The organism is Bacillus sp. FSL K6-0923 (genome assembly GCF_038630825.1).
Classification (GTDB): Bacteria; Bacillota; Bacilli; order Bacillales; family Bacillaceae; genus Bacillus; species Bacillus pumilus.
Map to the genome: position 1 here is coordinate 1495245 of NZ_CP152044.1, position 14700 is coordinate 1509944.

The window sequence follows — 14700 nt, forward strand, 5'->3', positions numbered from 1 at the left end:
AAAAGGTGGGACCATAACATCATGTTTCAACATGAGACAGTATTATTAAAAGAAACAGTTGACGGTTTAAACGTAAAAGAAGACGGTACATATGTGGACTGCACGCTAGGCGGAGCAGGTCATAGCTCATATTTACTATCTCATTTATCAGAAAAAGGAACATTGATTGGATTTGACCAAGACGATGCTGCACTGGATCATGCACGAGAGAAGCTCGCAGATTTTAAAGCGAACATTCTTTTCATAAAAAGCAACTTCCGATATTTAAAAGAACGTCTGAATGAACAAGGTATTACGAGCGTAGACGGTGTGATTTTTGACCTTGGGGTATCATCTCCTCAGCTCGACACACCAGAGAGAGGCTTTAGTTATCACCATGATGCACCTCTTGACATGCGAATGGATCAATCAGCCGCATTGTCGGCAAAAAAAGTGGTGAATGAATGGCCATTTGAAGATCTAGTTCGGATTTTCTACAAATATGGGGAAGAAAAGTTCAGCAAGCAAATCGCACGCAAAATTGAAGAAGCAAGAAAAAAAGCGCCAATTGAAACAACGGGTGAGCTTGTCGACATTATCAAAGAAGGAATTCCGGCACCTGCAAGACGAACTGGCGGACATCCAGCGAAAAGAGTGTTTCAAGCGATCCGAATTGCCGTAAATGATGAATTGAAAGTATTTGAAGAAGCACTAGAACAAGCAATAGAGTTACTCAATCCGAAGGGGAGAATTTCTGTCATTACATTCCATTCACTTGAAGACCGGATTTGTAAAAGTACATTTAGAGAAATGTCTTCTCTTCCAGAACTTCCGCACGGACTACCAGTGATTCCAGAAGGACTTGAACCAAAGCTGAAGCTGATCACGAGAAAACCGATCGTTGCATCAGAACAAGAGCTGGAACATAACAACCGTGCCCGTTCAGCGAAGCTCCGAATTGCAGAAAAAAAGTAAAACGACACCATAGATGATGATAAAAAGGAGGTTTCTTATGAGTAATTTAGCTTATCAAAGAGAAGTGAAGCAACATCAAACAGAGCAGCAAGGCCAATCGGTTGTCATTAAAAGAAGAGGGTCTATCACGCTTGGTGAAAAAATCTTACTTGTCATGTTTGTTATGGCTCTTATGTGTAGCTCGATTCTCATCATTTCTAAAGCTTTTGCTGTCTATCACGCCAATATCGAAGTGCAGAAGCTAGAACAGCAAGTATCTTTAGAATCGAAGAAGATCACTGAGCTACAAAAGGAAAAAGACTTGCTGAGTGAACCAGAAAGAATCATTGAAGCTGCGAAAAAAGCAGGCTTAAGCATATCGAAAGATGTTAAGAAGGTCGATTAACATGGCGATGCCTAAAAAGAATAAAATGATGAACAGAGGCGCGGCAATTGCAAGTATTTGCTTCGCCCTGTTTTTCTTTATCATCCTAGCACGTTTTATTTATATTCAAATTACTGGAACAGTTGATGGACAAGTATTAGCTGCCAAGGCAAATGAACAATATCAATCGAAGAAAACACTTGAAGCCAAAAGAGGATCTATTTTAGACCGGAATGGAAATGTGATCGCTGAGGATACATCTGTGTATAAGCTCATTGCGGTCATGAGCAAGAAAATGACAGTGGACCCTAAGCATCCAATGCATGTCGTCGATAAAGAAAAGACGGCAAAAGAGCTCTCAAAAGTCATCGATATGAGTGAAAGCGAAATTTTAAAGCGTCTCAATACAAAAGATGCATTCCAAGTGGAGTTTGGGAAAGCGGGGAAGGATATCAGTTTTTCAACGAAGGAAAAAATTGAAAAGCTAAAGCTTCCAGGGATTGCATTTGAAAAAGACACGAAGCGATATTATCCAAACGGCATGTTTGCTTCTAACCTCATCGGTTATGCCAGGTTAAATGAAGCGACAAAGGACATGTCGGGTGCAATGGGACTTGAGAAGGCACTGAACAAATTTTTGAAAGAAAAAGACGGCTATGTCACATATAACAGTGACAGAAGCGGATGGGCTTTGCCGAATAGCAAAGAAGACATCGTCGCCCCGAAAGACGGGAAAAATGTCACGTTGACCATCGATCAGAAAATTCAAGCGTTTCTTGAAGAAAGTATGACGCAGGTTGCCAAAAAGTATAAGCCGAAGAAAATCATTGCCACAGTCGTTGATCCGAAAACTGGAAAGGTTCTTGCGATGGGGCAGCGGCCAAGCTTTAATTTAAATGAACTAGACATTACGAATTATAACAATGATGTCATTTCATATGCGTTTGAACCAGGTTCAACGATGAAGATTTTCACCCTCGCTGCGGCGATCCAAGAAGGAGTCTACCAAGGCAGTGAAAAATATCAATCTGGTACTTATAAAGTAGGCGGCGGCCTTGTGCGAGATCACAACAACGGAAATGGCTGGGGGAAAATTGACTTTCACCAAGGGGTTCTTCGCTCGTCAAATGTGGCCTTTGCAAAGCTGGCAAAAGAAAAGCTAGGCTTCACACGCTACGAACAATATTTGCAGAAGTTCCATTTCTATGACAAAACGGGGATTGACTTGCCGAACGAAGCGTCTAGCAAAATCAATTATAGATACGAATATGACAAAGCATCGACAGCTTATGGTCAAGCATCAGCCATCACACCGATTCAACAAATCGAAGCAGCCACAGCGATAGCAAACGGCGGAACGATGATGAAGCCATATGTCATTGACCATATTACAGACCCGAACACAAACAAAACGATTTTGCAGCATGAACCAACAGCAGCAGGCAAACCGATTTCATCTGATACAGCGAAGCAAGTCCGCGACATTTTAGGTGAGGTTGTTTCCTCGAAAATTGGAACAGGCCAGCCTTATCAAATCAAAGGCTTTGACGTTGCTGGGAAAACAGGAACAGGACAAATTGGCGGTGCCGGCGGTTACCTTCAGGGAAGAAACGATTATGTCTTTTCATTTATGGGAATGGCGCCAAAAGATGATCCGAAGCTTCTTGTGTATGTGGCTGTTCAGCAGCCGCAGCTGTCTGAAACAGAAACGGGGTCAGCCCCGGTTTCTCAAATCTTTAACCCTGTCATGAAAAATAGTTTGCTATATTTAAATATTGCACCAACAAAAACAGACGATAAAAAATCAGGCGAACAAAAAGTGAAACAAGAAACGATGCCTTCATTCTTGGATTTAGAAGTGAAGCAGGCAGAAACAGAAGCCAAAAATAAACACTTAACGCCTGTTGTCATCGGCGACGGCCTCTCCATTAAACGCCAGTGGCCGAGTGCGGGCTCTGAATTCTCTGAAAGCCAGAAAGTCTTCTTAAAAACAGCAGGAAAAACCATTAAGATGCCTGATATGACAGGCTGGTCCAGAAGGGAAGTTCTTCAATATGCTTCGATTGCCGGTGTGCATATAGAAACAAATGGACAAGGATATGCTGTGAAACAAAGTGTCAAAAGTGGAGCGGAGATTTCAGACAAAGTCGTTACCGTGACATTTAAAAGTCCAAATTAACTTTTAACCTAGCAAATCACTTGCTAGGTTTTTTCTTTTGCTCCAGCAGAATATCACGGTGCGTTCTACAAAAGGACGGGCCTGCATATGATGAAAATAAGCCATATGTAAGGAGTGAACCGGGCGTGCGAGTGTCGAGTGTAACAGTGAGAAAACGATTGCTTTTCGTGCTGCTGTTTGGGGTGATCATTTTTTTCATCATAGATACTAGATTAGGATATGTGCAGTTTATTATGGGCGAGAAGCTAACAAGCTTAGCTAAAGATTCATGGAGCCGAAACCTTCCATTCGAACCGGAACGAGGAGATATTTTGGACCGGAATGGAGTAGAGCTTGCGACGAACAAAAGTGCTCCATCTATTTTGGTTGTACCTCGGCAAATTAAAGACCCTGCAGAAACAAGTAAGAAGTTGGCAGCAGTGCTGAATATGTCTGAAGAGAAAGCGTACAAGCACGTCACGAAGAAAACATCAATTGAACGAATTTCTCCTGAGGGCAGAAAGGTATCACATGAAAAAGCAAAAGAAGTAAGAGAGCTTGATTTAGAAGGTGTGTATGTAGCAGAAGACAGCATCAGACATTATCCGTTTGGCAGCTTTCTTTCACATGTACTAGGCTTCGCTGGAATCGATAATCAAGGCTTGCTTGGACTTGAAGCCTACTATGATGACGACCTAAAAGGCGAAAAAGGCTCTGTGAAATTTTATTCTGATGCCAAGGGGCAGAAAATGCCAGATGAAGCAGATGATTATACACCCCCTAAAGATGGTCTTGATATGAAGTTAACAGTTGATGCAAAAGTACAAACTATTATAGAGCGGGAATTAGACAACGCACAGGCAAAGTATCATCCAGATGGTATGATTGCGATTGCGATGAATCCGAAAAATGGTGAAGTGCTGGGAATGTCAAGCAGACCAGATTTTGATCCAGCTGACTATCAATCAGTTGATCCAAAAGTGTTCAACCGAAATCTACCGGTGTGGAGCACATATGAGCCGGGTTCGACATTTAAAATTATTACACTTGCAGCAGCATTAGAAGAAAAGAAAGTTAATTTAAAACGCGATTCATTTTTTGACAGCGGATCTGTGACAGTTGATGGTGCAAGACTCAGGTGCTGGAAAAAAGGCGGACACGGATCACAGTCATTCTTGGAAGTAGTTCAAAATTCCTGTAACCCCGGCTTTGTAGAGCTAGGAGACCGTCTTGGTAAAGAAAAATTATTTTCCTATATCAAAAATTTCGGATTTGGCCAAAAAACTGGGATTGACCTTCAGGGAGAGGGGCGGGGAATTTTGTTCCCGCTTGATCGTGTAGGTCCTGTAGAGCAGGCGACCACCGCCTTTGGTCAAGGTGTTTCTGTTACACCGATTCAGCAAGTAGCTGCAGTAGCAGCTGCAGTAAATGGCGGGACACTTTACACGCCTTATATTGCAAAAGAATGGATAGATCCAATCACAAAAGAGGTCGTGAAAAAGCAATCGCCGATTGCCAAAAAGAAAGTGATATCAGCAGAAACATCTAAAGAAATCAGGTATGCACTTGAAAGTGTAGTCGCCCAAGGAACTGGCCGAAATGCATTTGTTGAAGGGTATCGGGTCGGCGGAAAAACAGGAACAGCACAGAAGGTAAAGGACGGAAAGTATATGGAGAATAACCACATTGTGTCGTTTATCGGATTTGCGCCTGCAGATGACCCGAGTATTGTAGTCTATGTAGCTGTGGATAACCCAAAAGGCACCATTCAATTTGGTGGTACCGTTGCCGCACCAATCGTTGGTCATATTATGCGGGATAGCCTGCCTGAGATGGGTGTGAAAAAAAGAAAAGGCCAAATTGAAAAGAAGTATCAGTGGCTGGACACAAAAACCATTGAAGTACCGAATCTTGTAGGAGGATCTGTTTCAGATCTTGAATCCCTCTTGATCAACCTAAAGATCGATGCCTCAGGAACTGGCAGTAAAGTAGTGAAGCAATCACCTGCTGCTGGGACAAAAGTCAAAGAAGGTTCCACGATCAGATTATACTTAAACGATGAATAATAAAGAATGAACAGAGGGTAGCCGCACTCATTTGGCTGCCTCTTTTTGTTGAAAGAGAAGGACAGTTTGAAAAAAAGAGTCCAAAGTGTGTTTTTTCCAACAGAAACTTAAGGAATACGCTGGATGTATCCTTTTTTTTACGATAAAATATAGACTGTGTGTTTTTTTCACAAGACATGCACGTGAACGAATTTGAGAGGTTTGATATGAAAATGAAATTACAAGAACTGCTTACATACTTTAAAAGTGAAAACAACGAATTGATAAACGAAAATCCTGATATCACTTCCATTGAAATGGATTCAAGAGAGGTGAAAGAGGGAAGCCTTTTTGTCTGTATAAAAGGCTATACAGTAGATGGACACGATTATGCTGAAAAAGCGGTGAAAAGTGGGGCTGCAGCCATTGTAGCAGAACACCCTCTTAACATAACAGGTGTACCAGTCATTATTGTGAAACACTCTCAAAGAGCACTAGCAAGAATAGCTGATGCGTTTTATGAACAGCCCACTCATAAGCTGAATCTCATAGGGATCACAGGCACAAATGGAAAAACCTCAACAACACACATGATCGAACAAATGATGAGAAAAGCCGAGAAGAAAACAGGCTTAATCGGTACGATGTATATGAAGGTGAATGATGACATTCTCGACGTGAAAAACACCACACCTGAAAGTGTCACACTTCAGAAAACGTTTAAACAGATGCTTGATCAAGATGTAGACACAGCCATCATGGAAGTATCATCACATGCACTCCATCTTGGCAGAGTACATGGATGTGATTATGATATTGCTGTTTTCACAAACCTTACGCAGGACCATCTTGACTACCACAATACAATGGAAGAATATAAACATGCGAAAAGCTTGCTGTTTTCTCAGCTTGGAAGTGCCTTTCATCACAATAAACCGAAGCATGCGATTTTAAATGCAGATGATGAGGCTTCGAGTTATTTTGAAAAAGTCACAGCTGCTGAAGTCATGACGTATGCCTTAGAGCAAAAAGCGGATGTCATGGCAAAAAATATTCAAATCATGCCGAAGGGAACTCAGTTTGATCTGGTCACTCCAATCGGCACCAAAAAAGTGACGGTTGCCCTCGTCGGAAAGTTCAATGTGTATAATATCCTTGCAGCTGTATCAGTTGGCATCGTATCTGGCTTAACATTTGAGACGATCGTGAGTGCGATTGAAGAGCTGGAAGGAGTCAAAGGCAGATTTGAACTTGTAAACTGCGATCAAGATTTCCCGGTCATCGTCGATTACGCGCATACACCTGACAGCTTAGAAAATGTCCTCACAACATGTAGAGAATTAACAGAGGGGAAAATTTTCTGTGTGATTGGCTGCGGTGGCGATCGTGATAAAACAAAGCGTCCTCAAATGGCTCAAATCGCTGTGAAATATGCAGATGAACCTGTATTTACATCAGACAACCCAAGAAGCGAAGATCCTTCAGCCATTTTAAAAGATATGGAAAATGGGGTCCCAGACGCGTATTATCATAGCTTTGTGAATCGGAAACAAGCGATCTTTTTTGCCATTGCCAATGCGAAAAAAGGCGATACAGTCTTAATAGCGGGTAAAGGTCATGAGACCTATCAAATTATTGGCGATCAAGTCTATGACTTTGATGATGCAAAGGTTGCTGTTGACGCTATTTTAGATCTAAACAAATCTTAAAATGATGAAAAGAGTGTAATGAAATGAAGCATTTTGTACAAAAACAACATATGAAGAACGAGAATGAATACCATAATAATGAATGCAATTTTTTGATGGAAAACGGCTTTGGAAATTCGGAAGGAGTAAAGAACGATGCTTGAACAGGTGATATTGTTTACAATCATAATGGGATTTTTAATCAGTGTTCTTTTATCCCCGATTTTTATACCGTTTTTAAGAAGACTTAAATTTGGTCAAAGTATTAGAGAAGAAGGTCCGCAGTCTCACCAAAAGAAATCTGGGACGCCGACAATGGGCGGCATCATGATTATCTTTTCTATTACTATTACAACGATTGTGATGATCAACAAATTTTCTGAGATTAGTCCAGAAATGTTTTTACTGTTATTTGTCACACTTGGTTACGGCCTATTAGGATTTTTAGATGATTATATTAAAGTAGCGATGAAACGAAATCTTGGTTTAACATCGAAACAGAAATTAATCGGTCAAATTGTGATCGCTGTGATCTTTTATGCAGTTTTCCATTATTATCAGTTTGCAACGACGATTCGCATTCCAGGAACAGACGTCAGCTTTGATTTAGGATGGGCTTACTTTATCCTTGTTGTTTTCATGCTTGTCGGAGGTTCTAATGCTGTGAATTTAACGGATGGACTGGATGGTCTCTTATCTGGAACCGCTGCTATTGCTTTCGGAGCATTTGCTATACTGGCTTGGAATCAATCTCAGTATGATGTAGCGATCTTTTCAGTAGCTGTTGCAGGAGCCGTCCTTGGCTTCCTTGTGTTTAACGCACATCCTGCAAAAGTATTTATGGGGGATACAGGTTCTCTAGCATTAGGCGGAGCCATTGTAGCAATTGCGATTTTAACGAAGCTTGAAATTTTACTGGTCATTATTGGTGGAGTATTTGTTGTTGAGACGTTATCCGTTATTCTTCAAGTCATCTCCTTTAAAACAACCGGCAAAAGAATCTTTAAGATGAGTCCGCTTCACCACCACTATGAGTTAGTTGGCTGGTCAGAGTGGAGAGTAGTTGTCACCTTCTGGACAGCTGGTTTATTACTTGCTGTTTTAGGAATTTACATCGAGGTGTGGTTATAATTGAATAAGATGCAAATGTTAAAAAACGAACATGTACTAGTATTAGGTCTTGCTAAAAGCGGATATGCGGCGGCTTCAATTCTTCATGAACATGGAGTAAATGTGACGGTAAATGATCAAAAACCGTTTGAAGAAAATGAACCTGCTCAACTACTTTCTGAAAAGAGGATTGATGTCATTTGTGGCAGTCATCCTCTTCGTATATTCGAAGATAAAGACATTACAATTTTAATTAAAAATCCAGGTATTCCATATGAAAATGTGATGGTTCAAGAAGCGCTTCGCCGCCAAATTCCAGTTTGGACGGAAATAGAATTAGCGTATCATTTAACCTCATCTCCTTTTATTGGGATTACTGGATCGAATGGAAAAACCACTACCACGACATTGATTTATGAAATGCTGAAACAAGACAGCCAAAAAACATTAGTGGCGGGTAATATTGGAACAGTTGCCTGTGAAGTGGCTGCAAATGCAGCTGGCGATGAGTGGATCGTAACAGAACTTTCTTCTTTTCAGTTAATGGGAACAGTTGAATTTAGACCTAAAATCAGCTTAATATTAAATATTTTTGATGCACATTTAGATTATCACCACACTCGTGATGAATATGAAAAAGCAAAGCAGAAAGTATTCGCACATCAACAGGAAGATGACATCGCTGTAATTAACCTAGATGATCCTTCCGTTGTAAAACTAGCAGAAGGTTCAAAAGCAAAAAAAGTGTTTTTCTCAGTGAAAGAGCCAGTAGAACATGGTGCGTTTATTCAACATGGTGCAATTTACTACATGAATGAACATATCATTGATGTAAAGGATGTTGTCCTTCCTGGTGAGCATAATCAAGAAAACATTCTGGCAGCTATTTGTGTTGTAAAAAATGCAGGCTGCTCAAATGAAGCAATCGTTCACGTTCTCACGACATTTGGTGGAGTGAAGCATCGTCTGCAATTTGTAGATACAATCCAGAGTCGTAAATTTTATAACGATAGTAAAGCAACTAATATTTTGGCAACAAGTAAAGCATTGTCAGCCTTCGAACAACCGACTATTTTATTAGCAGGTGGACTTGATCGAGGTAATGAATTTGATGAGTTGAAACCTTTTATGAAACATGTAAAAGGAATTATCACATTTGGTGAGACTGCACCTAAGTTTGTGAAGCTTGGTGAAGAGCTTGGAATACATCACGTAAAACATGTCGATAATGTTGAACAAGCAGTACCTGCGGCGTTTAACATATCTGAAGAAGAAGACGTGATTTTATTATCTCCAGCTTGTGCAAGCTGGGATCAACATAAAACATTTGAAGAACGTGGAGACATGTTTGTAAACGCCGTGCATATGCTTAAATAAGGGCTTGTCTCTCGTATGACTGACAGCCCAAATGAAATTATGCTTGGGGTGTCGGTCTCTTGACGAATAAGAAAACTTCTCCGGATTTTTTGCTTGTTGTCATTACGTTACTTTTATTGACGATTGGTTTAATTATGGTGTACAGCGCTAGTGCTGTGTGGGCATCGTATAAATTTGATGATTCGTTTTATTTTGCAAAAAGACAGCTTTTGTTTGCCGGAATCGGAGTTATCGCAATGTTTTTCATTATGCGAGTCGATTATTGGACGTGGCGGACTTGGTCAAAGATATTGATTGCTGTTTGTTTTCTCCTTTTGCTGCTTGTACTTATTCCTGGCATCGGGATGGAGAGAAATGGATCAAGAAGCTGGATCGGTGTCGGTGCGTTTAGTATTCAGCCCTCTGAATTTATGAAGCTTGCGATGATTGCGTTTCTTGCAAAATTCTTATCTGAAAAACAAAAAAATATCACATCCTTTCGCAAAGGTTTTGCCCCAGCTTTAGGCATTGTATTTTCTGCATTTGCCATCATTATGCTTCAACCGGATCTGGGAACAGGAACGGTAATGGTTGGAACCTGTATTATTATGATATTTGTTTCAGGTGCGAGAATTGCTCACTTTATATTTCTCGGCCTTATAGGGCTCAGCGGGTTTGCTGCACTTGTCTTATCAGCACCCTACCGAATAAAAAGAATAACATCTTATTTAAATCCTTGGGAAGATCCACTAGGCAGTGGGTTTCAAATTATTCAATCCTTATACGCTGTTGGTCCAGGTGGTCTGTTCGGAATGGGACTTGGTCAAAGTAGACAAAAATTCTTCTATTTACCTGAGCCCCAAACGGACTTTATCTTTGCGATATTGTCTGAAGAGCTTGGCTTTATAGGGGGATCACTCATTTTGCTCCTCTTTAGTGTTCTATTATGGAGAGGCATACGAATAGCACTTGGAGCTCCAGACTTATATGGGAGTTTCCTAGCAGTTGGTATTATTTCAATGGTTGCCATTCAAGTAATGATTAACATCGCAGTTGTCACTGGACTTATTCCTGTGACAGGTATCACGCTCCCATTCCTTAGTTATGGCGGCTCATCATTGACATTAATGCTGATGGCGATTGGTGTACTTCTGAATGTAAGCAGGTACGCAAGATATTAGCGTGCTGAAGCTAATGAAACCATGTTGACATTTATTTTGCAAAAGTATAAAAAAATGATTTGAAGAGTGAAAATGACAGTTTTTGTTTAGAAAACGTGTATTTTGACTCTTCTTTACAGGTTTTAATGGAGCCCTGTTGTTTAAAACAGGGTTTATACTATGTTCAGAGCAGAAAAAAAATGAGGGGAAATGGTATAATGCGTATAGTAATCAGTGGAGGCGGAACAGGCGGTCATATTTATCCGGCCTTAGCCTTTATTAAAGAAGTGAAAAGACTACATCCTGATGTGGAATTTTTATATATCGGTACTGAAAATGGACTTGAAAAGAAAATTGTAGAAAGAGAAAATATCCCTTTCAAGGCGATAGAAATTTCAGGTTTTAAACGAAAGCTTTCCTTTGATAACGTCAAAACGGTGATGAGATTTTTGAAAGGCGTTCAAAAAAGCAAATCTTACTTAAAAGAATTCAAGCCTGATGCGGTTATTGGAACAGGCGGTTATGTGTGTGGGCCTGTGGTTTATGCGGCTTCTAAGCTGAAGATCCCAACTATTATACACGAGCAAAACAGCCTGCCTGGTATTACAAATAAGTTCCTAGCGAGATATGTTAATAGGGTAGCCATATGCTTTGATGAAGCAAGAGCACATTTTCCTTCTGAAAAGGTTGTATTTACGGGAAACCCTAGAGCCTCTGAAGTCGTCTCTATAAAAGAGGGGAAATCTCTTAAAGAATTCGGGCTGGATGAAAAGAAAAAAACGGTTCTTATTTTCGGAGGGAGTCGAGGTGCTGCTCCTATCAATAGAGCAGTGATCGAAATGCAAGATGATTTAAAGGCTAAAAACTACCAGCTTTTATATATCACAGGTGAGGTTCATTATGAAAAAGTGTTGAATGAACTAAAGGAAAAAGGTGCAGCACCAAACATGATCACAAAACCTTTCTTGCATCAAATGCCAGAGTACCTGAAATCGATCGATGTGATTGTTGCAAGAGCAGGAGCTACAACAATTGCTGAAGTAACGGCTCTTGGAATCCCAACCATTTTTATTCCGAGCCCATACGTGACGGCAAATCATCAGGAAATCAATGCAAGATCACTTGAAAAACATGAGGCTGCGATTGTTTTAAGAGAATCAGAGCTTTCAGGGGATCGTCTGCTTCATGCCATTGATGAAATTGCTGGTAATGAAGAAAAACTCAATGAAATGAGCCGTTTAACGAAAGAACTAGGAGTACCAGATGCGGCTACACGTTTATATAATGTATTAAAAGAAATTACGACTACATGATGGAATGATATTAGGTAAGGCGGAGGGTAATATGGAGAACTTGAAGAATGAATTATTAGAAGCGCAAGTTGGTAAAGTACTTGAAAATGAGCCGCTTGCGAATCATACAACAATGAAAATAGGCGGACCAGCAGATCTTTTGATCATCCCAAAAGATATCGATGCAGTGAAAACGATCATGGATCATGTGAAAAAACACCATACGAATTGGACGGTTATTGGAAGAGGGTCGAATTTACTTGTACTCGATAAAGGAATTCGAGGAGTTGTCCTAAAGCTGGGTGCTGGACTGGATCACCTAACTGTAAATGATGAAGAAATTACAGTCGGCGGCGGCTACTCTGTCGTAAGGCTCGCAACATCACTTAGTAAACAAGGTCTTTCAGGACTGGAATTCGCAGCTGGTATTCCGGGATCTATTGGCGGAGCTGTTTATATGAACGCAGGTGCACATGGATCTGATATCAGTAAGATTCTTGTGAAGGCTAGAATCTTATTTGAAGATGGAAGCATCGAGTGGCTTACAAATGAACAAATGAATTTTAGCTATCGGACGTCAGTCCTACAAAAGGAACGACCTGGCATTGTTCTAGAAGCTGTGTTTAAGCTCAAGCAGGATGACCGCGAGAAAATCACAAAGAAGATGCAGCAAAATAAAGATTATCGCAAAGAAACCCAGCCTTATAATCGGCCATGTGCTGGCAGTATTTTTCGAAATCCGCTGCCTGAATATGCAGGACAGCTTGTAGAAAAAGCGAATTTAAAAGGATACCAAATCGGCGGAGCTAGAATTTCTGATATGCACGGCAACTTTATTGTCAACGCTGGTGGAGCCACTGCTCAAGACGTGCTGGACTTAATTCAGTTCATCCAAAAGAAAATTAAAGAAGACTACAACGTAGAGATGCATACAGAAGTAGAAATTATCGGCGAAGAAAATTAACAGGTAGTTTTTATAAATGATGACATCAGAGGAAAACAAACGGCATTTTTTCATGCCGTTTGTTTTCTCATCAAAATGATGACCCAAAGGTGTCGACAAGCAGCTTTGAATGAGGTGAAGAGTATATATGCGGCCTGATCATGAAAATGAAAAGATCGTCAATATAGAAGAGCGAATTCCTAAAATTAAAGAACAAAGGAAGCAAAAAGCGAATCGGAGACTGATCTCTTTTATACTACTGTTTTTTATCATGGTTTTAATTATTGTTTATTTGCAGACACCTATCAGCAAGATATCTTCTTTAACCATCACAGGTAACGAACATGTCTCAACAAAACAGCTTGTTAAACTTTCACAAATTAAAGAAGGCGAAACAGAGTTTTGGAATTTAAATAAAGATTTAACAGCAGATCATATGAAGCAAAATAAATTGATTAAAAGTGTCAGTATCAAAAAGCATTTCCCAAATAAAGTGAGTATTGCTGTCAAAGAATATGCAAATATTGCGTATCTTCAAAAGGGAAATCTATATTATGAGCTTCTTGAAAATGGGACCGCTTTACCAGAAGAAGTGACACCGAGTCATGCAGGACCTATTTTTGTTGATTGGGACAATAAGGAGAAGCTGAAGCAAACCGTTAAATCTTTAAATCAGCTGCCAGCCTCTATTCAGGAACTCATCTCAGAAGTATATTATGTGCCGACCAATTCAAACAAGTGGCTAGTTAAATTTTATATGAATGACGGAAACACTGTGATTGCTTCAATTAAAACTTTCGGTGATAAAATGAAAACCTATCCAGCCATTGTAAAAGAGCTCTCGTCATCTGAAAAAGGCACAATTCATATGGAAGTCGCTACGTATTTCGAAGCGTTTAAATCTAAGAAAAAGGAAGATGAGCGTTGAGGGGCAAAACAGTTATATTCTCAATTGTCATGCTTGTTCTTGGTTTTCTGATATCTTTTTCATACCAATATACAAAGCAGCATCAGGCAGATGTCATTCGGACAGAGCAATGGAAAAAAGAATACTCCCTGAAAAGTCAGCTCACAACGCAAGAAAAGGCGAATCAGAAACTCGAAAAAGAATTATATAGTCTTCAATCAAAGGTACAAGCAACAGAGTCCAATTTGAAAAATGAAAAAGAGCAGTATTTTAATGTACTGGAAGATGTTGAGAAATACAGAATGTTTACAGGAGAGATCGGTGTAAAAGGAAAAGGGGTAAAAGTGTCTCTTGAAGATGCATCTTATATCCCGAGTGGACAAAATGTCAATAATTACATTGTGCATGAGAGCCATATTTTTCATGTGATAAACGAACTATTTATATCAGGTGCTTCTGCTGTATCTATTAATGGACAAAGAATCACACACCAATCATACATACATTGTAACGGTCCAGTTGTCACAGTAGATGGTGTTCAGCATCCAGCACCATTTGTCATATCTGCTATTGGTGATCCAGCTGTGTTAATACCTGCTTTAAATATTGCAGGGGGAGTGGTCGATCAGCTGACAAGTGATCACATTTCAATGACGATTGAGAAAACGGATATTCGTATGAACCCTCTTTTAAGAAACAAAGATTAAAAGTGAAAAGGTGAGT

Annotated in this window: 12 protein-coding genes; all 12 read left to right on the forward strand. The window is 40.0% G+C overall.

Translation table 11 applies throughout. From position 1 onward, the window contains the following. Nucleotides 1-21: 21 nt before the first annotated feature. The 12 genes from rsmH (at nucleotide 22) to MHI16_RS07615 (ending at nucleotide 14684) form a co-directional block, all read left to right on the forward strand. Complete coding sequence (gene rsmH, locus MHI16_RS07560; protein WP_058014055.1) at nucleotides 22-954, forward strand: 16S rRNA (cytosine(1402)-N(4))-methyltransferase RsmH; 933 nt, start codon at nucleotides 22-24, stop codon at nucleotides 952-954. A 37-nt stretch (nucleotides 955-991) separates the two neighbouring features. Next, nucleotides 992-1339, forward strand: coding sequence for a cell division protein FtsL (gene ftsL / locus MHI16_RS07565; RefSeq protein ID WP_012009864.1), 348 nt, complete (start codon nucleotides 992-994; stop codon nucleotides 1337-1339). Between the two features lie 7 nt (nucleotides 1340-1346). Further along, the gene (locus MHI16_RS07570) at nucleotides 1347-3497 is read left to right on the forward strand and encodes a penicillin-binding protein (protein WP_058014486.1); all 2151 of its coding nucleotides are present in this window, start codon (nucleotides 1347-1349) and stop codon (nucleotides 3495-3497) included. A gap of 125 nt (nucleotides 3498-3622) precedes the next feature. Continuing rightward, on the forward strand, nucleotides 3623-5542 hold the full coding sequence (locus MHI16_RS07575) for a stage V sporulation protein D (RefSeq protein ID WP_058014054.1): 1920 nt from the start codon (nucleotides 3623-3625) through the stop codon (nucleotides 5540-5542). A 212-nt stretch (nucleotides 5543-5754) separates the two neighbouring features. Then, nucleotides 5755-7230: a UDP-N-acetylmuramoyl-L-alanyl-D-glutamate--2,6-diaminopimelate ligase gene (locus MHI16_RS07580; RefSeq protein WP_058014485.1), complete on the forward strand. Its 1476-nt coding sequence runs from the start codon at nucleotides 5755-5757 to the stop codon at nucleotides 7228-7230. Nucleotides 7231-7365: 135 nt separating this feature from the next. Then, on the forward strand, nucleotides 7366-8340 hold the full coding sequence (gene mraY, locus MHI16_RS07585; protein WP_003211854.1) for a phospho-N-acetylmuramoyl-pentapeptide-transferase: 975 nt from the start codon (nucleotides 7366-7368) through the stop codon (nucleotides 8338-8340). Beyond that, the gene (murD, locus tag MHI16_RS07590) at nucleotides 8341-9696 is read left to right on the forward strand and encodes a UDP-N-acetylmuramoyl-L-alanine--D-glutamate ligase (protein WP_081042283.1); all 1356 of its coding nucleotides are present in this window, start codon (nucleotides 8341-8343) and stop codon (nucleotides 9694-9696) included. It begins immediately after the preceding gene. A 59-nt stretch (nucleotides 9697-9755) separates the two neighbouring features. Further along, nucleotides 9756-10856 carry a stage V sporulation protein E gene (gene spoVE / locus MHI16_RS07595; RefSeq protein WP_003212197.1) on the forward strand — a complete coding sequence of 367 codons (1101 nt, stop codon included), beginning with the start codon at nucleotides 9756-9758 and terminating at the stop codon, nucleotides 10854-10856. Between the two features lie 197 nt (nucleotides 10857-11053). Then, entirely contained in the window at nucleotides 11054-12148 is a 1095-nt protein-coding gene (murG, locus tag MHI16_RS07600; protein WP_058014053.1) for an undecaprenyldiphospho-muramoylpentapeptide beta-N-acetylglucosaminyltransferase, read from the forward strand. 31 nt (nucleotides 12149-12179) lie between these two features. Further along, nucleotides 12180-13091 carry a UDP-N-acetylmuramate dehydrogenase gene (gene murB / locus MHI16_RS07605; RefSeq protein ID WP_003212095.1) on the forward strand — a complete coding sequence of 304 codons (912 nt, stop codon included), beginning with the start codon at nucleotides 12180-12182 and terminating at the stop codon, nucleotides 13089-13091. Between the two features lie 127 nt (nucleotides 13092-13218). After that, nucleotides 13219-13998 carry a cell division protein FtsQ/DivIB gene (locus MHI16_RS07610; protein ID WP_058014052.1) on the forward strand — a complete coding sequence of 260 codons (780 nt, stop codon included), beginning with the start codon at nucleotides 13219-13221 and terminating at the stop codon, nucleotides 13996-13998. Continuing rightward, on the forward strand, nucleotides 13995-14684 hold the full coding sequence (locus MHI16_RS07615; protein WP_003211621.1) for a DUF881 domain-containing protein: 690 nt from the start codon (nucleotides 13995-13997) through the stop codon (nucleotides 14682-14684). Before MHI16_RS07610 ends, MHI16_RS07615 begins: the two co-directional genes overlap by 4 nt. The last annotated feature ends 16 nt before the right edge of the window (nucleotides 14685-14700 follow it).